Here is a 24557-nt window from a genome sequence, read left to right as displayed (position 1 = left end):
CGCTCTATTAGAATCCCGGATTATTCGGCAGCAAATTCGGGTTCACATCTGTTTCCTGTTTAGGAACGGGGAACAACAGGTTCTTTGCTGCGAAAGTGGCATTGTACACTGTTTTGTGTCCAATGAAATCATCCCAGTTACCGGTAACATCATTATGTACTTTTCGGGTACGGATCATATCGAACCACATTTTGTTTTCAAAGCATAGTTCAAAGTACCGTTGCAGCCAAACTTCGTGTTCGAAGTCGGTTTGCGACATATTTGCCGGCAGTGGTCCCAGTTGTGCACGGGTACGGATAGCTTTCACGTAGTTGAGTGCATCTGCATTGGGTGCTCCTTCCGCACGGTTAGATGCTTCTGCATACATCAGGTATACATCTGCCAGACGGTAGATGGTGAAGTTCAGATCAGACTTGGTGGTACTTACTACGGCCAGGGAGTCAAAGAACTTGTAGATATATGTGTTCCGGAAAGTAATGGTATCCGCACTGTTTATTTTTTTGTACTTCGTGTAGAAGAATTGCCTTTCCTGTACACGTTTGTCGCCGGGTGCGAACGATTTTATAAACTGAGGAGTAGGATATACAGATCCATATTCATCAGAATATTTGGAGATACCTGCATAGTTTGGAATCGTCAGTGCCGTTAACGGATTAGGTGCTGGCACGGATGCTGCAAACTGTACCTGGAATATGAATTCACCGTTGTTTTTATTCGAAGGATTATTCATATCCGTGTAGTTGGTGAAAAGAGAAGCGCCGCTGTTGGCAATCACTGCTTTGGAAGCGGCGGCCGACAAAGCATAATATTGATTACCTCCATTGATGGCAGCACCTGCATAGGTGAGGTATACATCTGCCAGCAGGGTTTGCACCAGACTCATGGTTACTTGTCCGGTGTTGTCTTTCCAGGGCAGGGTGGATTTGGCAGCGTCCAGCAGGTCTGGAATAATGATGCTGTCGTAAATGGCTTTGGCGGGCGTACGCGGCAGGTTCAGGTTAGGCGCTGTAGGTACCGTTGGTACCACCAATACTTTAGGAACTGCTCCGTATAGCCGTACCAGATAGAAATAGTACAATGCCCGCAGCGCTTTGGCGGTAGCCAGCTGGTTAGTGGTAGTAGCTGCTGGTTGTATGGCTTTCGGAATATTCTGAATAGCCAGGTTACAGGCGCCTACGCCCAGGTATAAACGTTGCCACCAGGTATCTACATAAAACGAGGTGTTGTTGTACAGCAGATTCTGGAAGGTGGAAAAACCTGTTTGTCCCAGATCACTGCCTGATTTACCCGTCATAAATTCCATCAGGTTATAAGTATTGCCACCGTAGGAAGATGGTTGTCCGTATATTACTCCCTGCAGGTTTTGATAGCAGCCCAATGTAAAGGCCRTGGCTACTTTCGGGCTGGTAAGATCGGCATCCGGTGTGAGGAAGTTCGTTGGTTTTTCGTCCAGGAACTTTTTGCAGGAGCAACTGAGCAACACCAGTAACGCTATTAATATATGTTTTGTCGTTTTCATTTTCAGATGTTTTAATTCACTAAATGATATCACGGTTCCGGTTATACGTACACGGCTAGAAGTTGACATTTACACCCAGGTTCCACACGCGCGGACGTGGATAAGGGAAGAAGTCAAGGTTTTGTGAAAAGCCGGTGTTGGAGCCATAGGTGCTGACGAAGGTATCTACTTCCGGATCATACCCTGTGTACTTGGTGATCAGGAAGAGATTCTGCACGCTGGCGTATATACGGAATTTGCTGATATGGCTTCTTTTCAGGAATGCTTCCGGGAAAGAATAACCTAAGGTGAAGTTCTGACCACGGATATAAGAGCCATCTTCTACCCACCAGGTATCAAAGTGAGAATCCTGTGTGAATTTGTAGCTACGTACCTGGGCAATATGGGTGTTCTGGTTTTCAGGTGTCCATGCGTTTAATACGGTAGCGAGGCTGTTAGCCAGTGTCTGACGGTCTTCGGTGGAGTGCTTAAAGGCTGCCGCTGTATTCACCCCCTGCACAAAACGGATATCACAGGTTAAATCCCATCCTTTGTATTTGAACGTAGTGCTGAAAGTACCGGTCCATTTTGGATAAGCACGACCGATGATACCATATACGGCGTTGCCGGCAGTATCATATTCGTATTTGCGGTCGCCGGGCATCAAACCATGTTTGGCTGCTTCTGCCGCTTCGTTGGTACCATAGGTACCTAAGCGGTTCATGCCATAGAAAGAGCCGATGGGTTCACCTACACGCAATACGTTGGTTTGTCCGAGGAAGTTAGGACCTGGGAAAATGTCCGCATTACCTTCATTCAGCTTTAAGACTTTATTTTTATTGGAGGCAAAAATGAAGTTGGTGCTCCACGTGAAGTCTGGCCGCTGAATATTGATGGTATTCAGGTTGAGTTCTATACCGCTGTTTCTGACAGAACCTACGTTTTTATATACGTTGGGGGTGTACATACCGGCAGACCATGGAATAGGTGCTGCCAGCAGCAGGTCTTTGGTGGTGCGGGTGTATGCATCGAGGGTCAGGTTAATGCGGTTTTTCAACACAGACAATTCCACGCCTCCATCAAACTGGTTGGATTTTTCCCATTTCAGGTTAGGGTTACCAATGTAGCCTGGTACAACGATAGGTTGATTGGCGCCACCGATAACTGTTTGGTCAGGCCTGTACTGTGGTACGTTTTGAAACTGCCCGATTTCCTGGTTACCGGAAAGACCATAACTGGTACGGAGTTTCAGGTTGTTGACAAAATTGCTGTGCTTCAGCCAGTCTTCTTCTGACATACGCCATGCAAAAGCAACGGAAGGGAAGAACGCAAATTGTTGTTCTTTGCTGAATTTAGACGAACCATCATACCTGCCGGTAGCAGTAAACAGGTACTTATTATGCAGGTTATAGTTTACACGGGCATAGTAAGAGTTCATATCCCAGGGAGCAGTCAGTGAACTAGCGTCAGAACGCACAGAACCGGCTCCCAGACTATTCCACTGGAAGTAATCCGACAGGAAGTTTTGTGTTTCTACCAGATTGTTTTCTCCGGAGTACTTCAGGAAGGAAATACCCGCTACGGCATTTAAGCTATTGTTGCTATTAAATTGTTTGTTATAAGTAAGGTAGCTTTCAGATTGCCAGTATTTGTTGTAATTGTTGGTGATTTTCGCTACACCGCCCTGGTCTTGCGACAGGTGAGGCAAATCACCGGCAGCGTAGGCGTTGGCTTTGGTGCTGACCAGATCATAACCAAAGTCTGTTTTGAAATCCAGTTCTTTGGTCAGGTGGAACAGCAGGTAGATATTACCCAGTGTATGTTGCATATTATTCAGGGTATACCTGTTTTGCGCAATATGTACCGGGTTAGGGCCTCCTTCCAGACCGGAAATATCGTTGTTGCCTGCCCAGGTGCCGTCAGGATATCTCACCGGTACAATGGGTACTTCTTCTGTTACCATTCTGGCTACGTTCAAAGATCCGTTGGCATCAGATACCAATCTTTGTTTGCTGGAAATGATGTTCAGGCTACCACCTATTTTCAACCAGGATTTTACATCGTCGTCGAAAGTAAGTCTGGCGGAATATCTCCTGTACCAGGATTGTATCATCAAACCATTCTGATCCAGGAAGCCGAGGGAAGCACTGTACAACATTTTGTCGTTGCCGCCCTGAAAGTTCAGCTGGTGGCTGGTAGAAACGGCTGGTTTATAGGTTTCTTTTTCCCAGTTGGTGTTATAAAGAGGTTTATCGTTGGCATCAAAGAGCAGTGGAAAGTTCTGGTGATTGAGTGCTTTAGGCGGCGCCCAGCTACCATGTTGTGGATCAAACTTGGTGGCATTTACAAAGGCGTCATTATACACTTTCACGAATTCATCGGAATTCAGTGTTTTAAGGTGCCTGGAAAGTGTGCTCACATTTAGATCGCCCTGGTAGCTTACCTGAGTAGGGCCTGCTTTACCGCGTTTGGTGGTGATCATGATCACACCGTTGGCGCCTCTGGCGCCATAAATAGCGGTAGAGGAAGCGTCTTTCAATACTTCTAAAGAGGCGATATCGTTCGGGTTGATGGCATTACCATCTACGCCGGCTACCCCATCTACCACATATAGTGGATCGAGGGAAGAGTTGATAGAGCCAATACCTCTGATACGTACCTTGGCGGCCTGACCGGGAGCGCTGCTGTTGATGTTAACATCTACCCCGGGAAGTTTACCCTGTAAGGCCTGCGAAATATTAGGCACAGGTGCATCCATGATCTGCTCTGCTTTGAGAGAAGCCACCGCACCGGTGAGGTCAGATTTTTTTACGGAACCATAACCAATCACCACGAGGTCATTCAGGGTATTGGCCTGTTCCGAGAGCGACACGTTGATAACGGTTTGGTTACCTACTTTTACTTCTTTCGTAGCAAATCCTGTGAAGGAAAATACAAGCACCGCATTAACGTCGGGTACCTGTAACGTATATACGCCATGGGCATCTGCAATAGTACCTTTCACGGTGCCTTTAATGGCAACGGTGGTATTGGGGATCTCCGTCCCGTCTGCAGAATTGGTGACCTTGCCGCTTATTTTAATCTGGGCCATTGCATGCATGGAGAGTAGTAGACATGCAAGCACGTAAACAAGTTTTGTTTTCATAACAAGTCTTTAGAGATGATGGAATAATAGCCGGTAAATCGTTTAACTAGAAGATGGGTAGGATTGCTTTTTACGTGGAATCCCCCTTTCAAACAAGTGATCAGAGCTGATAAGATAATAACTGGTTAATCGTTCAATAAAAGATAATGGACAGGATTGCTATTACGTGGATCCTCCATTTAAACAAGTGATCAGAGCTGAATCATCGTTTTTGCATCAGATTTGGTTGAGTGGTGAATAATTAATAACAAATGAACAGCGGGAATCCTTATTGGTGTGTGTGATGGGTTGCCCATTTTTTGAGCAACGTGATCGCATCCAATAAAACGCCTGCTTCCCCTCTAAAATCTCCCGATCCTTTCGGTGCGCCTGTCTGAACATCGTACCATTCGTAGAATCCGTTGTGAGCAATGACGCGGTTGGTCATGGGTTTAAGCTCATCCACGGCTGTTTGTATAAATCCATTTTCAATGAGGGCTTGTATCATGCGTCCGCCAAACCAGGTCCAGTCGCCTGCGTTTTGATACACGTAGGGATGCATATTCGGAAACTCCTTCGCCGGGTAGGGAGGATACACCGTTATGCCAATGGTGGCGAACTTTTCTTTTGCAGCAGCCTGCATCATTTGTTGGTTGATATCGGCGATTTCTGCTTTGGTATTAAATCCGGCGAGTACTGCACAGGCAGAACCACCGGTGTATAAAATTGCTTTTTCATTAAAAGAGGGAGAAAATGGACTGCCATCAAGGTAGAGGTGTGGAATATATTTTTTGGCAGTTGGGTCCCACAGGTATTTGCGTACATTTTTCCTGATCCCGTCGGCCACCTGTTGCCAGTTGCGGGACATTTTATAGCTGGCGGGTTTTATGGCCAGCAGGTTTTCAATGGCGATCACAAACATGGCATTATCATACACATCGATCGCCCATTTAGTGTGGTCATTAATGGCTACGCCCCAGCCGGTTTCTGGTTGCACATCTCCCCAGTCGACGGTGGTGGCCCCGGTAATCAGGCCATATTTCTCCKACCAACGGTGCTGAAGGACATACTCCAAAGCCCACTCCATGCGTTGCAAAATCGTTTTATCACTAAGGGCTAAAAAAAGAAACGACTGGTCGCCGGTAGCAATTACATATTTGCTCACCGCCTGTATGAGGGAAGATTCCTGGTCCGTTTCCACGGTGTTTTTATGCGCGGCCCATCCTGGCGCCATCGCTGCATAACGATATGGGTAACCTACATGCGCTTTTTCTTTGCTGATCATACCATCTACAATATTGCCGTCATCTCCCTGCATTTTGAAAAACAGCAGCAGCCTGTCTTTGATGGTATCACGGGGAAGTACCTGCATGGAACCGTTGATGAACGTATTGAAATCTCTGATCCAAACTTCTCCATAGGATGTGCCGGCGGAAAAACCGGTGAGTAATCGTAAAGCGCGGGCTTGAATAGTATCCAGCTGGCTGTCTTTGAGGATAGACGCCGCCAGGACCTCGGGTGACTTACTTTGGGCATGCATGCTTTCCGTGAAGAAAACAGGAAGGGTAATACCTGCAATTATGGGAATCAAATTTTTCATCATATGGCCCCGGATATTATGTACAAACATATAAACATAAATTTACTAATGCAAGAAAAGTTTTTCACAGGGATCAGTTAGCTTATTCTGCTGTGAATGAATTGATTATAACGAATTTTGAATAAGATTGTTGGGTGGAGTTGAAAAAAATGACATCGATTGTCATTTGGGGTAGCCACCATACATATTCAGCAAAATACCCGGCCTAAAATTGTTTTTCTAGTTATTTTCCAGTTGCTTTGCAGGCATGAATTTGAGCATAGATCATAAAAATCCTTTGCCGCTGCACATCCAGGCCGAGAACCTGTTGCGTACCATGATCAAGGACCCGCAATATGCTGGAGGGAAATTTTTACCAAATGAGATACAGTTGGCCAAACAACTGGCTATCTCCAGATCTACGTTACGTCATGCCTTAAATAAACTCGTATACGAAGGACTGCTGACCCGCAAAAAAGGCGTAGGAACAAAAGTCGCAGAAGCTGCCATCAGCTCTAAATCCAAAAACTGGCTCAGCTTTACGCAGGAAATGACCGCCCGTGGTATAACGATCCGGAATTTCGAGCTGCATGTCACCTGGGTATTGCCAGATGAAACCATCGCCAACTTTTTTGAAATCAGCCCCGACAAGAAAGTATTAAAACTGGAGCGACTGAGAGGCAAAGAAGAAGGCCCCTTCGTTTACTTCATCTCTTATTTTCATCCCCGCGTGGGACTTACAGGAGAAGAAGATTTCAAACGTCCCCTGTATGATATACTGGAAAAGGACTACATGGCAACAGCCACCTTATCCAAAGAAGAAATCAGCGCAAAAACAGCGGACAAATTTATCGCCACCAAACTGGAACTGGAACCGGGTAGCCCCATACTTTTCAGAAAACGTTTTGTATACGATCAGGGCGAACGCCCCATTGAATATAACCTCGGCTACTATCGCGCAGATAGCTTCGTGTATACCGTAGAAAGCCGAAGGGAATAGGAACAATTACGAATTACGAATTACAAATTACGAATTACGGATTTGTGGGTAGATCTAAGCGAATGCTGTTATTCGCGTTACTATCTACCTACAAATCCGTAATTCGTAATTCTTTCCTCTCTTATCCGTTCAGTGATTGCATCCCAGCCGCTGCATACCGGTCGCCGGAAACTACGCCCATCGGGAATACCGCTTCAATAGCTGCCAGTTCAGCCGCTGACAAGGTGATCTCTGATGCTGCTATGTTTTGCTGGAGATTTGCTACCTGCCGTGTACCCGGAATGGTAATGATGTCCTCACCTTGCGCTAATACCCAGGCAATGGCTAATTGTGAAGGAGTGCATCCCTTTTCTGCTGCCAGCTCCCGGATTTTCTCCACCAACTGCAGATTTTTATAGAAATTTTCTCCCTGGAAACGAGGCATGTGCATACGGCCATCTTTCAAATCTTCCGGTGTACGGATGGTGCCGCTCAGTAAACCCCGGCTCAGTGGTGCATAAGCTACCAGTCCGATGCCATTGGCGCGTAGTGTAGGCAATACCGTAGTTTCAATTTCGCGGCTCCATAAAGAATATTCAATTTGCAGTGCGGTAATGGGATGTAGCTGTTGTGCCCTGACAATCGTAGCAGCACTGGCTTCCGATAAACCAATGTAACGGATAATACCTTCCTTTACCATATCTGCCAATGCACCGATGGTTTCTTCAATAGGCACCTTAGGATCTACACGGGAAGGCGTGTACAGGTCGATGTAATCTGTTTTCAATCGCTGTAAACTATATACTACTGCATTGCGCAAATAATCCGGACTGCCATTCACCGGACCAAAAACAGGCATGCCGTTTTTGTTGGGCGCCCGCATTACACCGGTTTTTACGCTCAGGAATGCTTTTTCCCGTTTGCCACGGATCGCTTTGCCAATCAGCTCTTCATTATGTCCGTTGCCATAAAAGTCAGCGGTGTCCAGGAAGCCAGCGCCCAGTTCCAGCGCCTGTTCAATAATAGCAATAGAGGCATTATCTTCTGCAGGGCCATAAATGCCAGAGAGGCCCATGCAACCCAGTCCTACTGTTGATACCTGTGGACCGCTTTTTCCGAGTATAGTTGTATTTGTGTTCATGATCGTTTGTTTTGTTTTTTGACAACACAAAGATCGATGGTGCACATGGAGAAGTGCCGGACAGATCATCTTAAGTACCGGACAAATCCCTGACCCCTGTCACAAATGCGGATATTGTTTTCCCGGTCACTTTCCGGAACAACCGGGAAAAGTAATCCGGGTCATTGAAGCCCAGATCAAAGGCAATTTCCTTTGCAGAGCCCTCTCCATAATAGAGTTTCCGCTGTGCTTCGAGTATCAGCCGGTTATTGATAAACGACTTGGGTGACATCCCCGCATATTTGGTCACAATGTTATAAAGCGTGGTGGTATTGATGCCCAGCTGTTTCGCAATACCGGTTACCGGCGGTTGCTCTGCCAGATCCTTTTCTACCAGCAGTTTGAAGTCGATGTATTTTTTGAGCTTATCATCTGTGGCGCTTTGATCCGGCGCCTGCTGGAAGTATGCATGATTAATTTCTGTGAGGAGCGTGTCGAGATGCGCGAGAATCAACGGGGGAGGTGTGTCTTTAACGGACAAATGCTGCGCCAGCATCTTAAAAATCCATTCCAGACGTTCTGCGGCTGCAGGGGTAAAACTAATCCGTTGCTGGTGCAAGGGGTTCACAAGAAACGGAAAGGCTTTAGGCAACATCGACAAGCAATGCTGATCGAAGCTGAGTTTATAAAACTCCATGGGCCCGGGATGCTCCTTGCCGGCAGGGGGCAGCTGGTGGATCTGGTGAGGTAAAACAAACAGGAGCTGTTGTGGTCCCACTGTCAGGGTTTCCAGGTCTACCGCATGACTGGAGCCGCCTTTCATCACAAACATGATGAAGTAGTGGGTTTTACGGTGTGGTTGTCTGAAACGATCTTTCACCGCTTCCGGCAAAAGTCCCATTTCATGAGAGCTGATCCGGATCGCCAGTTTTTCATGTTGCTTTAGTTCCGTTAGTAAAAAAGTGATATCATTTGGCATCGTTGGAGCGGATAGTTACGATGCAAGGTAAAAAGAATTACGAATTACGAAATACGGATTTGTGGGCAGATAGTAAACGCGAGGATCATCTTCGCTTCTATCTACCCACAAATCCGTAATTCGTAATTTCAGTTATGGCTGCGGCGCAGCAGCCACGTCTTTGGTGACTACGGGCCATACTCCCGGTGCTGGAACGCTCACGCCTTTGTTGGCGCCTCTTGCGCCGGCATCCTGCCCGAAGTAATACAGGGGCCATCCTTTATAAGTCAGCTGTTTCTTCCCGAATACGGTGATGCTGCCAAACTGTGTTTTATCAAGCGTAGAAGGCACCACAATCTGGTCTGTTTCATAGATCGGCCAGATGGCATTGTTGGAGAAATCTGCTTTGGTAAATTTATTGACATTGAATTTATCTATGCTGAAAGCATAGAGGGTAACGCCTTTGGCATCTGTAAAGTAAAGCGTTTTACCACTTCCTTCGGTATGATCTGCCAGGTAGTTTTTGCCGTCGGCACCTACCAGCTGGGCATTTACCAGTTGAATGGAGTAATCGGTTTTAGCCACAAACCATATATTGCCTACGCCTTCGCCTTTTGTTTCACCGGCAGCTTCGCGTACGTTGGCGCCGTTTACGTTAGGTGCGTAGTAATACAGTGGCCAGCCTTTGTAGGTAGTTTGTTTTTTGCCATCGGTAGTGGTAGTGCTGCCGAAGTCTTTTATGTCTAATCCTGCACCCAGTGCCGCCTGGGCAAGATTGTCGCCGGCGTAATAGATAGGCCATACTGCTGCACAGCCGCCGGCGCAGTGGTTGGCGCCGTCAAAGTCGTTGGAGAAATAGTACAGTGAGTTACCGTCTACATCTGTGATGTGTGCGCCGAGCGTAGCGCTGGTACTGAGTTGTACCACTGGCTTAGGCGCCGGCTTATCCGGGTTGTTGTTGTTACTTCCGCCGCAGGCACTGAATGCTACTATTCCGGACATAGCTATCCATGCGAAAAAGGTGTTTCTTACGCAGTTCATATTGATTAAAATTTTTTGAGATGATAGATGGATCAATCGTTGCTCTGCTACAACTCAGCAAGAGATACCATCCGATACGTATGCTTATTCGCAAAAAACAGTGGAAAGGTTGCCACCGCGGAAAAATAATTTTGCGTAGCTATAAAACGCGGCACTCCTTATAATCCGCTAAATTTGCTGCCATGGTAAATGAAAGCTACTACCTGCAGCAATATAAATCTCAGGATGCCCATGGCCGGCTGGTCATGGACGTGATGTCGGTGTATCTGTATCCGTTAGAAACATTTACTATTACAGATGCGGTGAACCAGGTGCAGGAAATGAAGGGACCTGATATCAGCGCCGTGATAAAACATTTGATCACCGCCGGGCTGGTCATCAAACAGGTGACCGGTAGCTATGCGTTGATCCCCGAATTGAATTTTATCCTGTTTCCGAAAAATATTACGAACCCTGCATATGCATCACTGCAGGGACGCACCCGGACCGCCCTGCATGCTTTTTACACCAGCAGCGGCCGGTTGCAGGACCTCCAGGAATTGCTGACGGCCTATTTCACGGGCGACCGGTTTTTATTGACAGCTCCCGTAAGACGGCTGGAGATGGAACTCGACGAATACCAGCCGTATTTGTCGTATCTGCTGTATTTCCCTGCCTATGCGGGCTTGCTGCCTTTCTTCAGTGAAGAAAGTGTTAACAAAATGGCCCTGTTTGCACTGAAATACAACCTGCTCAAAATGCTGCCGGTAGCAGAACTGGAGGCATTCCGCCAGCAATATGCAGTTACTTTCCCGGAATTATCCCTGGTACAGGGGCATTTGAATATCCCGGCGGCTGATCAGTCGGCAGACGATCTGTATGCGCAGGCGGTGATATGGCTATATGGCGGTGCACCGGAAAAAGCCCTCGCGCAGTTTGAGAAAGGGATCAAACGTCAACGGCAACACGACAAAAAAAATAGCCTTCCTCTATCACCGCTGTTTGCTTTTTATTATGCATTTACGCTGGCTGTAATGCCCGGTGAGAAGGTGAATCCGTTGATCGCTAAAATCATTACCACCTATGAGCGGAAGTTAGCACCTGCTTTTACGCCCGCTATTTGCCTGTTGCATTATCATGCGGGGCGCCGGGAAAAAGCAGATAACCTGTTGCTGATATTACTGGAAGGCGGGGGCAGTCATTTGCTGAGTTACCTGTCAATCCTGTGTTTACAGCTGATGCATCCTAAAAGCAAATTGCTCCGCACATTTACTCCGCAGGCAGGATATCTGTTGAGTACTGGTATGGAACGCCACTACCGGTTACTGACCTACGAATATTTATATTTATTTAAGGGAGATGATTACATAGGCTATGAAAGCCAGTTCCAGGAGGCTGCCGCGATCACCGGCCAGCCACCGGTATTTTCACAGATGGAGCAAACGCCCGACTGGGAGCGATTGTTGAACACCATGCTGGGAGCAGATAGTCATCTCACTAAAAAAGAGAAAAATGTGAATGCGTCCCGGTTAATTTACCTGATCGACTTCGACGATTATAAAATACAACCGGTATTACAATCGACGCAAGGCAATAGCTGGAGCGCCGGCAGAAATGTAGCGCTTAAAAAATTAAAGGAAGGAAAGGCGGAAGCCATGACGGAACAGGATTTTCGTATAGGCAACACCGTGCAGAAAGATCATTACTATAACTACGACGGCGAATCTTATTCCTTTGCAGAAACGGTATGGCAGGAGATTGCAGGGCATCCGTTGTTATTCTCTGCAGATGACCCTACCGTTTCTGTAGAGGTAATCAAGGCGCAACCTGAACTCAGTGTGAATAAAAACGATCGCGGCTATACGTTTAGTGCTAACATCGACGACTATATCAGTGAAACGGTTTTTGTAAAAGAAACCAATACACGTTTAAAGATTATCAGCATGACAGCGCAGCAGCGGCGCGTGTTGCAAACATTGCAGCAGATTCCGCTGGTACCTGCTACGGGAAAAGATAAGCTGATACAGGTGCTGAAAAGCATTGGCGCCCACCTGACCATCCATGCGGATATGGGTGATATGGCGGCCAATATCAGCAAACGCCCGGCAGATTCCCGCATCGTAATACAACTGCTGCCACTCGGTGAGGGCCTGAAGGCTGCTTTGTACGTAAAGCCGTTTACAATGGACCCGCCGTATTGCAAGCCCGGCGCCGGTGCGCATCATGTCATCGGTATCAGCAACGGCGAACGCTGGCAGGCAGTTCGTGACCTGGCCAAAGAAAAAAGTAACGTCACTGCGTTGCTGAATCTCATACAGGGAGCTATTTCGCAGGAGCTATCAGATGATACCATCATCTTCGAAGACCCGCTGGATTGCCTGCAATTACTGGAAATTATCAAAGATAACCCCACTCTGGTGAGAGCGGAATGGCCGGAAGGAGAGCGGTATAAAGTAACGCAGTCGGCAGGCTTTACCCACCTGAGTATTTCACTGAAGGAAAAGGACCACTGGTTTATGGCCGACGGCGAACTAAAGGTGGATGAGCTAACTGTGATAGCATTAAAGGACTTGCTGGATACCAGTCGTACCGTGAAGCAGCGGTTTGTTGCCCTGCAAAATGGGGAGTACCTGGCGCTTTCGGCCGACTTACGTAAACGCCTCAACGAAATGTCCAGCGTGGCCAATATTGACCGCCATACGGTGAGCATACAGCCATTTGCTGCCACCGTGCTGGAGGAGCTATTGGAACAGGCAGGACATGTAACCACGGATGCGGCCTGGAAAGCTTTCGCCCGCCGGCGTACTGAAGCCATGGAGCTGGTGGCGCCGATACCGGGTACGCTGCAAACTACGCTGCGTCCCTACCAGGAAGAGGGATTCCGCTGGATGACTCACCTGGCAGCCTGGGGAGCCGGCGCCTGCCTGGCAGATGACATGGGACTCGGCAAAACCATTCAGGCTATTGCCTTGCTGCTGCATCGGGGTGAACAGGGAGCGGCGCTGGTGGTGTGTCCGGCTTCGGTGGTGAATAACTGGCGCAATGAAATCAATCGCTTTGCACCGTCGCTCAATGTGATTTATTTGCATATGGGACAGCGGTCTAAATTGGTGAAAAGTGCCGGCGCTTTTGATATCGTCATTACTACGTATGGTCTGTTGCAGGCAGAAGAGAAATTGTTGTGTTCCGTGAAATGGCCAACGGTAGTACTGGACGAAGCACATACCATCAAAAACTTTCAAACCAAAACATCGAAAGCGGCTATGTCGCTGCAGGCAGGGTTTAAGCTCATGCTAACGGGAACGCCTATACAAAATCACATGGGCGAAATCTGGAACCTCTTTAACTTCCTGAATCCTGGCTTACTGGGTACATTAGATCATTTCAATAAACAGTTTGTGTTTCCATCGGTGCGTAATCCGGAGAGTGCGGTGAAGCAGCATTTGAAGAAGTTGATGTCGCCGTTTATCCTGCGCCGTACCAAAACGGGGGTATTGGATGAGCTGCCACCTAAAACGGAGATCCTGAAGCTGGTGAGTTTATCGCCGGATGAAGCGGCCTTTTACGAAGCCTTGCGTCGCAAAGCGCTGGAGAATATCAAAGCTACGGAAGGAGGTGTTGCGCAGCAGCATATCCGTGCGCTGGCAGAGATCAGCCGCTTGCGCATGGCGGCTTGTAACCCGCAGATGGTGGATGCAGAAAGCGATATCCCATCTTCCAAATTAATGGTATTTAGGGAGATAGTGACCGAGTTGGTAGCTAATAATCACCGGGCGTTGGTATTCAGCCAATTTGTAAGACACCTGGACGTGGTGAAAGAAGCGTTGCTGGACATGGGCATTACCTATTGTTATCTGGATGGCAGCACGCCGATGTCGCAGCGCGATAAGCTGGTGAAGGATTTTCAGGCAGGGAAGGCACAGCTGTTCCTCATCAGTTTAAAAGCAGGTGGGTTGGGGCTCAACCTAACAGCTGCGGATTATGTCATTCACATGGACCCGTGGTGGAATCCGGCTATTGAAGAACAGGCATCTGACCGTGCGCATCGGATCGGACAAACACGGCCAGTTACGATATATCGGCTGGTGGCCCAACATACCATTGAAGAAAAAATTATTGAGTTGCATAACAGCAAACGTGACCTGGCCGATCAGTTACTTGAAGGGAGCGATCAGGCAGGCCGGTTAAATGCCAAAGAGCTCCTGGCGCTGATTGCAGATACTGAACAAGCAGAAAGCTGAAAGCAGAAAGCAAAAAGCTATTGCAGCGATTGATCAGCGCGGATTTAACTCATACGCTTAGTTCAATTGCTGCAATAGCTTTTTGCTTTCTGCTTTCAGCTTTTTGCTCCACTAAAACGGTGATGGACTAATGCTCGTCCAGCCGCCGTCAATGATCAAACTTTGTCCGGTAATATGCCTGGACATATCTGATACCAGGAACATCGCGGCATTAGCAATATCAATGGTATGTGCCGGACGGCCCATCGGCGTTAGCTGCGACCAGATTTTTTCATAGCCCGGATCATCCAGGGTGCGCTCAGTAAGTGTGGCGCCGGGAGCAATGGTGTTCACCGTGATATTAAAKGGAGATAATTCGATCACTAAATTTTTCGCCAGCATTTCAAGAGCAGCCTTGCTCATGCCATAGGCGGCGAGGTCTTTATGCGCCTGGTGGCCGGTAACAGACGAGGTAAACAGGATAGCGCCGCCGGATGGCTGTTGCTTCATCTGGTTAGCGGCCATCTGTGCCAGAAAGAATGTGCCGCCAAGGTTTACCTGCATCACGCGGGAGAAGGCTTCTGGTGTATAGGTAAAGAAATCGCCGAACAAGGTAATCCCTGCGTTGGCGATCACGATATCCAGACTGCCATATCGTTTCACGGCCGTTTGCACCATTTGCCGGATGAAGTTTACATCGCTGGAGTCGCCGGGCATGGCAATACAAATGCCATTGGCGCTGGTTATTTCGTTAGCGGCGGTATTGGCCAGCGCGGGATCAACATCATTCAGGATTACGACGGCGCCCCGCTGTACCAGTTGCTTGCATATTTCAAATCCAATGCCCTGGCCTGCGCCGGTAACAATGGCTACTTTATTTTCGAATTGCATAACCGCTATTTTAATGTGAGTCTCTGGTTACTTCACTGCCGGAGCCACCTTTCAGAAAATCGAGGTCGGCGCCGAGGTGTGCCTGTTCTACGTGTTGCTGATAAAGTTGTACATATCCACGGGTGGACTGCGGAAAGAATGGCTGCCAGGATGCTTTCCTACTGGCAATTTCTTCGGGAGATAATGCTGCATGGAGGCGGCGTTGGTGTACATCCAGTGTAATCACATCGCCATCGCGCAAAATGGCGAGGGTGCCACCCGTAGCCGCTTCCGGCGATACATGGAGTACCACGGTACCAAACCCGGTACCGCTCATACGGCCATCGGAGATACGTACCATATCGGTAATGCCTTTCGCCAGCAGTTTGGCGGGCAGTCCCAGGTTGCCTACTTCGGGCATACCGGGATAGCCTTTAGGGCCTACGTTCTTGAGCACCAGGATACTGTTTTCGTCTACGTCCAGGGCGGGATCATCGATTCGTTTTTTATAGTCGTCAATATCTTCAAATACCACGGCCTTGCCGGTATGCTGCATCAGATGCGGGCTGGCGGCGGAGGGCTTAATCACGGCGCCTTCTTCACAGATATTTCCTTTCAGCACCACAATACCGGATACGGTGTTAAAAGGACTATCCAGCCGGGCAATCACGTCATTGTTATAGCTGACGGCGTGGGCGTAATTGGCGCCGATGCTTTTTCCGTTAGCGGTCATGCAATCTTTGTGCAGATGATCGAGCAGGATATTGATGACTGCCGGAAGTCCGCCGGCATAGTAAAGGTCTTCCATGAAATAGCTGCCCGACGGCTGCAGATTCGCAATCAGGGGGATATTGGCAGAAAAGGTATCCATATCCTGGAGGTCCAGTTCAATGCCTATTCGCCCGGCAATGGCGAGGAGGTGCAGCACAAAGTTGGTAGAACCACCGATGGCGGCGTTTACACGGATGGCATTTTCAAACGCTTGCCGGGTAAGGAGGTGGGAGAGTCGCCGGTCTTCTTTCACCATTTTCACGATTTCGTTGCCCGAGAGCTGTGCCAGCACTTTGCGGGCGGCATCTGCGGCGGGAATGGCAGCATTTTGTGGCAGCGAAAGTCCGAGGGATTCCACCATACAAGCCATGGTGGAGGCGGTCCCCATTACGGCGCAATGGCCGTCGCTGCGACACATACCCGCTTCTGCCATCATGAGTTCTTCATTGGTCATGCGCCCGGATCTTACGGCTTCACTGAAGCGCCAGATATCGCTGGTGCCGATAGGTTGTCCGCGATGCCGGCCGGTAAGCATAGAACCGCCAGACACCACGATGGTGGGCAGGTCCACACTGCATGCACCCATGACCAGGGCCGGCGTGGTTTTGTCGCATCCGCAGAGTAAAACCACCCCATCCATTGGGTTGGCGCGGATAGATTCTTCCACATCCATACTCACCAGATTACGGTATAACATGGCGGTGGGCTTAATCAGCGTTTCCCCCAGGGACATCACCGGGAACTCCAGCGGATAACCCCCCGCCTCTAATACGCCCCGCTTCACCGCTTCCGCCAGCTCCCTGAAATGAGAATTACAAGGTGTTAGCTCCGACCAGGTATTACAAATGCCAATAATGGGTTTTCCTTCCAGCTCGTGAGTGGGGATGCCCTGCTTCTTCAGCCAGGCGCGGTAAATAAAGCCATCTTTACCTTCACGGGCAAACCAATGGCTACTTCTGAGCGAATGTTCCTGCTTCATAACGGGAATGGATATAGTATATAAGATACGTGTTATAGATAGTTCTGAAATGTACGGATTTTGAATTTATCATGCAATGTGCAGGCAGCACTATCTAAAATCTATTCTTTCTCTACATGATAAATAGGCTATCCATTTAACAGATGTTTATCACACGGAAAAGATAAGTTATCTCTTTATTATGGAATTTTGAATTCGTTGCATCTGTACCATAACCCGTAGTTGTCCACAATGAAGAAAATAACTTTACTAGTCCTTTGCATGCTTGCCCTTACGCGATTCTCTGTAGCACAACAAGCCAGGGTAAAGGGGGCTGTCGTAGATACACTTAATCATGTTGCCTTAGCCAACTCCGTAGTGGCACTGCTGCAGGCCAAAGATTCCATGCTTGTAAAATTTGTACGCAGTAATGAACAAGGCCATTTTGACCTGAATAGAATCCCGGCCGGAAAGTATGTACTCCTGATTAGCTACCCGGCATTCGCAGATTACGTTGAATCGTTTACGTTATCAGATACCTCCGTAGTAAATGTTGGGAAAGTATTGTTGATACAGAAGTCCCGTTTATTAAATGAAGTGGTCATACAACAGAAAGTAGCCGCCATTAAAATAAAAGGAGATACCACCGAATTTAATGCTGCCAGCTTCCAGACAGCCGCCAATGCCTCCGTAGAAGACCTGCTGAAAAAACTCCCTGGCATACAGGTAGATAGTAAAGGGCAGATTACGGCACAGGGGGAAAAAGTAAAGAAAGTATTGGTAGATGGAGATGAGTTTTTTGGAGATGACCCCACACTGGTGACTAAAAATCTACGGGCTGATATGGTGGACAAGGTACAGCTATATGACAAAAAGAGTGATCAGGCAGCCTTTACAGGCGTAGATGATGGAGAGAAAAGCCGAACGTTGAATATACAGCTGAAAGAGGACAAGAAACGGGGATATTTCGGGAAAGTGGCAATGGGCGCGGGCGATCAGGGGTATCATAATACCGAGGCCATGATGAATATATTCCGGGGAAAGAAAAAAATATCGGCATTTGGTATTGTCTCTAACACCGGTAAGATAGGCCTCAGCTGGGGCGACCGGGAGAAATTTGGCGGCGGCAATGGAGAACTGTCCATGAACGAGGATGGCGATTTTGAATTCAGCGGTGTTGGTGATGAGCTGGACAGTTGGAGCGGCCGGTATGAAAATAACGGTTATCCGTTGGTACAAACAGGTGGCTTGCACTACGGCGATAAGTGGAACCGGGATCGTCAAAACCTGAATGCCAACTATAAAATCATGAAGTTATTTGTGGATGGCAGCTCTGGTACCATTTCACAAAATATTCTGAAAGATACCACCTACTATAGCAATTCTTCGGAGCAGTTTAAAAACAGTATCCTCCGTAACCGCATGGATGGTAGCTACGAACATCAGATAGATTCCAGTTCTTCCATTAAAGTGATGGTGGATGGTGGCATCGACCATAAAATATCATCGATGTTCAATACCTCCGAAGTAGCTATCGGCGCCAATGATAATATGACGAGGGTAAATAATACTAATCGGAAAACCGCTTCCGTATCAGATATTGGTGGCATGAACAGCAGCCTGTTGTGGCGTAAGAAATTTCAAAAACCCAGACGTACCCTTGCTGTATTCCTGGCGGAAAACTATAATCGTACCAACGGAGAAGGAACGCTGGACGCGATTACCAATTTCTACAAGCAAGGGCAGATTGATTCCACACAAAGAACGGATCAGCGAAAAATAACCAACAATGAAACGGTAAATGTTAATGGGAATATTACTTATACAGAACCCATCTCTAAAAACACTGCACTATCGCTTACGTATGCCTTTAATGTCAGCAATAACCACTCTAACCGGCTTTCCTACAATCAGAGCAGCGATGGGAAATATATGGCATTGGATTCTGTGTATAGCAACGACTACTCCTTTAATATGTTAACGAATACCGGTGGTTTGAGCTATGGTTATTCAAGCAAAAAAATGCGGGCAAGCATTGGTAGCAACGTAGGCCTCAGCAGTTACAGGCAGTCTGATATTTTTAGTGGTCGTTCATTGAACCGGAGTTTTACGAACTGGTATCCCAAAGCCATCTTCCGTTATAATTTCACCCAGCAAAGGCGTTTTTCATTTAACTATAACGGATATACGCAGCAACCCGGCATTAACGACCTTCAGCCTGTGAGGGTAAATAATGATCCGATGAATATTGTTATTGGAAACCCGGATTTGAAGCCTGCGTTCAACAATAACTTTTCCATAAATTTTTCTGACTATAAGGTAATGTCCCAAAGAAATATCTGGATAAATGCCAGCTATTCTAATACCAGCAATGCCATCAGTAGTCGTAGTGTGCTATCCCCGGATGGTAAACAAACGACTCAGTCGGTGAACGTAAATGGAAACAGCAATGCGCGCATGAATGGTAACATTGGCTGGAAGCTTGCCTCCTGGGACATGCGGGTCGGCCCAAGAATGAACGCAGGGATGAACCGGAATGTGAATTATGTGAACGGTATTTACAATGTGACGAAATCTGCAAATGGTGGATTGGGCGTGTATCTTTCCAAAGGGAAAGAGAAAAAGTACGATGTTTACATGGAGGTCAATACCAATTATAACACCAGCGTATCTTCCGTACAAACAAACCTGCGCACCAACTACTGGACCTTTTCAGCAAATCCTAACATAGACATTTATCTGCCTTTGAAAATAGTGTTGCACGCCGAAATGAATGGTGAGATACGCCAGAAAACAACTTTATTCGACAAAAATAATAATGTGGCCATCATCAATGGATTTGTAACAAAGAAATTCGGGAAGAAAGAATTGATAGAAGCCCAATTTGCGATGAACGATATATTGAATCAGAATATAGGATTTGACAGGTCCGTTAATACCAACACCATTACTCAAACTACCCGCAGCACCATTGGTCGTTATGGTATGCTGTCTTTTATCTGGAACTTTAACAAACTGGGCGCCGGAGCGCCAAAACAATAGTAGCTATGAAAAACAGCGGTAAAAAATTAGGTTTGCTCCTGTTGCTGGTGGGGATGGCCTTTTCTGTACAGGCCCAGCAAGCCATGTTTTTGCAACAGGGACGTATTGAATATGAAAAGCGGGTGAATATACAGGCGCGTATGAAGGAGTTGTGGGACGGAGAGGAAGATTCCTGGTCGGCGAGTATCCGAAAAGATATGCCGCAGTACAAGGTGACTTATTTTAATTATTCTTTTGCCGGCAACACTAGTTTGTACCAGCCAGGAAGAGATAATTCATCGGAGAATAAAACCGCCATCTGGGGTGATAGCCCTGCAGAGGAGAACGTGGTATACTCCCGGTTGGATAGTATGCAGAGCGTTTCACAGAAGAAAGTATTTGAGCAATTGTTTCTGGTGAAAGATACCATTCGGGTCATCCGTTGGAAAATTACTGATGAAACGCGAAAGATAGCGGGTTTTGATTGTCGCCGGGCCAATGCTATTATCATGGATTCCATTTATGTAGTGGCATTTTATACCGACGCTATTGTTACCCCGGGTGGCCCGGAATCGTTTAGCGGATTGCCGGGTATGATACTGGGCGTAGCATTGCCGCACGAGCATGTTACCTGGTTTGCCACCAAAGTATTGGTAGATGATATAAAAGAAGGAACTTTGAAGGCGCCCGTCAAAGGAAAACAGGTAGATAACAAGGGAATCAATGCTGCGTTAGAAAAAAGCATTGGCAAATGGGGGAATTGGGGAAAGGCGCATATTAAGGCAATTATGTTATAATTGCAGTTGACAGGCCAATGATATATGCAAAAACTACCTAACGTCAGTGCACTTTACGCCCCTGTTCAGCCAGGCCTGAAGCAGGCGGAAGAGGGCGTGGTATACCGGGAGTGCTTGCCGCATCCGGGTTTGCAGGAGATGATTTACTGTTACTGGGAGTTGAAAACGGCGTATCCGTTAAATGCACCGTACCAATACCGGGTGGTGGCTGATGGTTGTATAGATATTTTTTTTGAGTGGCATGACCCGGCGAAGGCGGTGGTAATGGGTTTCACAGACGCCTATACGGAGTTCCCGCTGCCAGCTGTTTTCCATTATGTAGGTGTGCGGTTTTTACCCGGTATGTTTCCCGCATTATACAACGTGAATGCGGCGGAGTTGGCGCATAAGGAAACGAATCTCGCAGATATCACCACTCATTTCCTTCCCGAAGGCTTCCCGGAAGGGACGGCTTTAACGGACATCAAACCGTTGCTGGATAAACATTTTCTGAGGTTGCTGTCTTCCAAAAATCTTCCGGCAGACAATCGTTTTTATGAATCTTTGGACCTGATTTTTCGTACAGCCGGTATGGTGAGTATTGAAAGGGAGTTGCCCCGGGGAATCAGTTCCCGGCAGCTGCGGCGTTTGTTTGCGGCTTATATCGGCGATACACCGAAGGCATTTAGCAATGTGGTCCGCTTTCAGCATCTTTTACGTTCTCCCTTGCCCGTGCTGAAAAACAGGCTATATCTTGACGCCGGTTATTACGACCAGGCGCATTTTATAAAGGTTTTTAAAGAGCTATACGGTCTTACTCCCTCCCAGGTTTTCGATAAGTAGTTTGTCCGTTTTTTACAATGCGGATGCTTGCTGTCGGCCTAACTTTGTGGTCTTAAAATTATTCAGATCATGAAACGATGGCTGTTAGCGGGTATTTTTTCTTTTCTTTTTTGTCCACTTTATTCACAAATAAAACCGGTGACCATGAAATTAAATGCGGGTATTATTACCAGTAAGATAGCAGAGAGTAAAAAATTTTATACGGAGATGCTGGACTTTGGGGTAGCATTTGAAAACGATTTTTACCTCTTGCTGCATACCCCTGACAGTAGTGCGATGCTTAGTTTTTTACTACCGGATCATGCTTCTCAGCAGCCGTTGTTCCGTCCTGCTTTTCAAGGCAAAGGGGTATATCTGACGATAGAGGTAGAGCACGTTGATGCGTTATATCAGCAGTTAAAAGCCAGGGGGGCGGAGATCATCATTGAGCTTCGAAACGAGCCATGGGGCGACCGTCACTTCGCTATTCAGGACCCCAACGGGGTAGGAATAGACCTGGTAACATACGCTCAGCCATAAACGACGTTAACATTTTTTTAAGCTAAAGAAATCTTAAAACGTGGTGGATGGCCCCCAAAGAGGAACCATTTTTGTTTTATGCCAGGGAACTAAAAATTTTAACCATGGCAAAGCAAAGCAAGGACGCAGTAAAACATGAAATTCAGGAACTGGCCATCGGTAACTACAAAAGTTACCCTGCTGATTACGAAGAAGCGCCGGCAGCGGTTTTACAGAATATCCAGTCGTTAGCCAAAGGCTATTGGGATTGCCGCGAATTCAAAGAGGTAGCGCGTGATGAGCAGTTAGGCATTCAGCTGACGGACTATCAGCACTGGACAAGAGAGGCCTATGATGTCTTTTTGAAAGCCAATATGAATTAGTATCCTCCTTTTTATTACCCCGATAGCCCCCCTGCTACTAAGTTGGGGGGCATTTTTTTAAAACCTGCAACTATTTCTGGTCGGGTGTTGTTTAATTATGACGGTGGATTCACTGCCATATAATGTAGTGGGCACTACACCTGCTTAGCTTTGACAAATCTGCTTCTACACCCCATATAGAGCCGGTGTTCGTAACCCCCTGATTGCATTGGGCTTGTGGCTGAACCTGCCATTAACCAAAAATTTCAGCGCATGAAACAGTTTTTATGTTTGTTGGTGATCTTGAGCGCCGCATGGCCGTTGTGTGCTCAGAATGCACCCGTTGCAGCAGTTGTTAAACAGGATGAGGACCTGGTAACACAAATATTTGGAAAGAATAAAGAATCGTTGCTGGATGATTTATTACAGATATCTCCGGTAGAAATGCAGGCCTTCCAGGCTACTTTCCTGGAATATGAAACAGAGAAAAGCCCGTGGCTGGCGGAGCGTATCGCGTTATTAAAGATGTATAATGAGGAATTTTCTTCCCTCGATGAGCGTAAATTGAATTCACTGACCAGGCAGATTATCACCAACGACCTGGAGTTTGGACGTTTACAAATGCGCTATTTCCGGCGGATGAACAAGTTGTTAGGCGCTACCAGAGCGGCTAAGTTCTTCCAGCTGGACAATTACCTGGAGCAATCGTCCAGGGTATTTCTTCAAAACAAGCTACCATTTATTAAGGAGCTGGAAACTGACCGGCAGGAGTTTATACATGGCGGTCGGCCGCTCACCAGCAGGTAAGTCCTAGGGCTCCTCTACAAAATCTTCGCTGCGGGGAACGGCTTTAAATTTTTCGAGCAAGTCGGCCGGGAGTCCTGTCAGTTTACGTTTGCGGGTATCTATCCAGGCGCCGTCTACCGTTATAGTAGCTGATTTGGTGCCATCGCCCCGGTAAATTTCGTGCCTGATAGACCAGCGCGACGCATCTGCTTTGCATTTCGTCATTTCGCAGGTGACCTGTACTTTATCATTCGGGCCTATTTCCCGGTGGTAAAGCAGTTCTTCGCGAAAGAGGATAGGTCCCACCTGTAACTGTAAAAAGTGGCTGGCATTGAGTCCTACTTTGTCCAGAAGGGATAAACGTGCCTGAGCGGCAAAGTCGGCGTAGGCCGAGTGCCGCAGGTGCATATTAGCATCTATCTGTGCCCATAGAATGGGTCCTTCAAAGAATACGTTGTTCATCTTTAAATTTACGAAAAAGCGGTATAAATGATCGTGTGGGAAGAGGTATGCTATCGATAACGGCTATACGTAAATGATATAATCCTGCCATAGGACGGCTTCTTAACGAAAAAAAACAATAAAAAAAAGCAAAACAAATTTTTTTAGAATCAATTCGTGTTATACTTTCGCGGCATGGAGAGTTGGCAGAGCGGTCGATTGCGGCAGTCTTGAAAACTGTTGACTGTAACAGGTCCCGGGGTTCGAATCCCTGACTCTCCGCAAAATGTTGAAGAAACCCGCTCAATGAGCGGGTTTCTTATTTTAAGTCGATTGATTAGTCGAGTTCCGATTACTTCTCTTCTGGTTTTATGTGACCTTATTAGGATCAACTACCACTAACTAAAATACAATTATAATTACACCCTCTTCCCCCTCCGTAAAAAGTATTGGGCTCCCTCATTGAAAAATTTAGGCAATAAAGGGAAAGCAAATAAAATGGCAGCACATGTAGCGCCGCTATTTTACACTTCGTTGTTAATGATTGCTCTACCCTGCACAGGCAATATACTATATTACAATTTTATCAGCGTCGTCTGCTTTTGCTTCAAACATTGACAACTTCCAGGTCTTTCCACCAACAACTCCAATCGGCATACTTCCTGCATAAATATATGGGTTAACAAGATCCATGTAACCCGAACAGGTCGAAAAATAAAAAGCCCGGTGAATA

The 24557-nt window shown here is 47.1% G+C and carries 17 protein-coding genes and 1 tRNA gene; 9 read left to right on the top strand and 9 right to left on the bottom strand.

The features are described 5' to 3' along the window. Nucleotides 1–7: 7 nt before the first annotated feature. The 3 genes from AC1DFM_RS23740 to AC1DFM_RS23730 all read right to left on the bottom strand — a co-directional run bounded on the left by AC1DFM_RS23740 (nt 8) and on the right by AC1DFM_RS23730 (nt 6225). Nucleotides 8–1519 (bottom strand): RagB/SusD family nutrient uptake outer membrane protein, encoded by a 1512-nt coding sequence (locus AC1DFM_RS23740; RefSeq protein ID WP_477079250.1) that lies wholly within the window; start codon nt 1517–1519, stop codon nt 8–10. Between the two features lie 55 nt (nt 1520–1574). Continuing rightward, on the bottom strand, nt 1575–4643 hold the full coding sequence (locus AC1DFM_RS23735) for a SusC/RagA family TonB-linked outer membrane protein (protein WP_477079249.1): 3069 nt from the start codon (nt 4641–4643) through the stop codon (nt 1575–1577). Between the two features lie 268 nt (nt 4644–4911). After that, on the bottom strand, nt 4912–6225 hold the full coding sequence (locus AC1DFM_RS23730) for a glucosidase family protein (protein WP_477079248.1): 1314 nt from the start codon (nt 6223–6225) through the stop codon (nt 4912–4914). A 244-nt stretch (nt 6226–6469) separates the two neighbouring features. Here AC1DFM_RS23730 and AC1DFM_RS23725 point away from each other — a divergent pair, with 244 nt between their 5' ends. After that, the gene (locus tag AC1DFM_RS23725; protein ID WP_477079247.1) at nt 6470–7201 is read left to right on the top strand and encodes a GntR family transcriptional regulator; all 732 of its coding nucleotides are present in this window, start codon (nt 6470–6472) and stop codon (nt 7199–7201) included. A 121-nt stretch (nt 7202–7322) separates the two neighbouring features. Here the strand turns inward: AC1DFM_RS23725 and AC1DFM_RS23720 are convergent, their stop codons facing one another. From AC1DFM_RS23720 to AC1DFM_RS23710, 3 genes are all read right to left on the bottom strand, one after another. Beyond that, on the bottom strand, nt 7323–8321 hold the full coding sequence (locus AC1DFM_RS23720; RefSeq protein WP_477079246.1) for an aldo/keto reductase: 999 nt from the start codon (nt 8319–8321) through the stop codon (nt 7323–7325). 70 nt (nt 8322–8391) lie between these two features. After that, the gene (locus AC1DFM_RS23715; protein ID WP_477079245.1) at nt 8392–9279 is read right to left on the bottom strand and encodes a helix-turn-helix domain-containing protein; all 888 of its coding nucleotides are present in this window, start codon (nt 9277–9279) and stop codon (nt 8392–8394) included. Nucleotides 9280–9411: 132 nt separating this feature from the next. After that, the gene (locus AC1DFM_RS23710) at nt 9412–10299 is read right to left on the bottom strand and encodes a hypothetical protein (protein ID WP_477079244.1); all 888 of its coding nucleotides are present in this window, start codon (nt 10297–10299) and stop codon (nt 9412–9414) included. Between the two features lie 182 nt (nt 10300–10481). Here AC1DFM_RS23710 and AC1DFM_RS23705 point away from each other — a divergent pair, with 182 nt between their 5' ends. After that, the gene (locus AC1DFM_RS23705) at nt 10482–14519 is read left to right on the top strand and encodes a DEAD/DEAH box helicase (protein WP_477079243.1); all 4038 of its coding nucleotides are present in this window, start codon (nt 10482–10484) and stop codon (nt 14517–14519) included. Between the two features lie 111 nt (nt 14520–14630). On the opposite strand, the gene AC1DFM_RS23700 is transcribed toward AC1DFM_RS23705, so the two are convergent. After that, the gene (locus AC1DFM_RS23700; protein ID WP_477079242.1) at nt 14631–15389 is read right to left on the bottom strand and encodes an SDR family NAD(P)-dependent oxidoreductase; all 759 of its coding nucleotides are present in this window, start codon (nt 15387–15389) and stop codon (nt 14631–14633) included. A gap of 10 nt (nt 15390–15399) precedes the next feature. Beyond that, on the bottom strand, nt 15400–17118 hold the full coding sequence (locus tag AC1DFM_RS23695) for an IlvD/Edd family dehydratase (protein WP_477079241.1): 1719 nt from the start codon (nt 17116–17118) through the stop codon (nt 15400–15402). A gap of 261 nt (nt 17119–17379) precedes the next feature. Here AC1DFM_RS23695 and AC1DFM_RS23690 point away from each other — a divergent pair, with 261 nt between their 5' ends. From AC1DFM_RS23690 to AC1DFM_RS23665, 6 genes are all read left to right on the top strand, one after another. Beyond that, nucleotides 17380–20139, top strand: a complete 2760-nt coding sequence (locus AC1DFM_RS23690) for an outer membrane beta-barrel protein (RefSeq protein ID WP_477079240.1) — start codon at nt 17380–17382, stop codon at nt 20137–20139. A 5-nt stretch (nt 20140–20144) separates the two neighbouring features. Next, entirely contained in the window at nt 20145–20915 is a 771-nt protein-coding gene (locus tag AC1DFM_RS23685) for a GLPGLI family protein (protein ID WP_477079239.1), read from the top strand. 24 nt (nt 20916–20939) lie between these two features. Continuing rightward, on the top strand, nt 20940–21737 hold the full coding sequence (locus AC1DFM_RS23680) for an AraC family transcriptional regulator (protein ID WP_477079238.1): 798 nt from the start codon (nt 20940–20942) through the stop codon (nt 21735–21737). A 144-nt stretch (nt 21738–21881) separates the two neighbouring features. After that, the gene (locus AC1DFM_RS23675) at nt 21882–22256 is read left to right on the top strand and encodes a VOC family protein (protein WP_477079237.1); all 375 of its coding nucleotides are present in this window, start codon (nt 21882–21884) and stop codon (nt 22254–22256) included. A gap of 104 nt (nt 22257–22360) precedes the next feature. Further along, nucleotides 22361–22618 carry a hypothetical protein gene (locus tag AC1DFM_RS23670; RefSeq protein WP_477079236.1) on the top strand — a complete coding sequence of 86 codons (258 nt, stop codon included), beginning with the start codon at nt 22361–22363 and terminating at the stop codon, nt 22616–22618. Nucleotides 22619–22870: 252 nt separating this feature from the next. Further along, nucleotides 22871–23404: a hypothetical protein gene (locus AC1DFM_RS23665; RefSeq protein WP_477079235.1), complete on the top strand. Its 534-nt coding sequence runs from the start codon at nt 22871–22873 to the stop codon at nt 23402–23404. A gap of 3 nt (nt 23405–23407) precedes the next feature. Here the strand turns inward: AC1DFM_RS23665 and AC1DFM_RS23660 are convergent, their stop codons facing one another. Then, nucleotides 23408–23845 (bottom strand): acyl-CoA thioesterase, encoded by a 438-nt coding sequence (locus tag AC1DFM_RS23660; protein WP_477079234.1) that lies wholly within the window; start codon nt 23843–23845, stop codon nt 23408–23410. 176 nt (nt 23846–24021) lie between these two features. Here AC1DFM_RS23660 and AC1DFM_RS23655 point away from each other — a divergent pair. After that, nucleotides 24022–24106, top strand: a tRNA-Ser gene (locus tag AC1DFM_RS23655). The last annotated feature ends 451 nt before the right edge of the window (nt 24107–24557 follow it).

Source organism: Chitinophaga sp. 05T412, from assembly GCF_056396465.1.
Note: the sequence above shows the minus strand (reverse complement) of the source record. Positions and strands in the feature narration are given on the sequence as shown.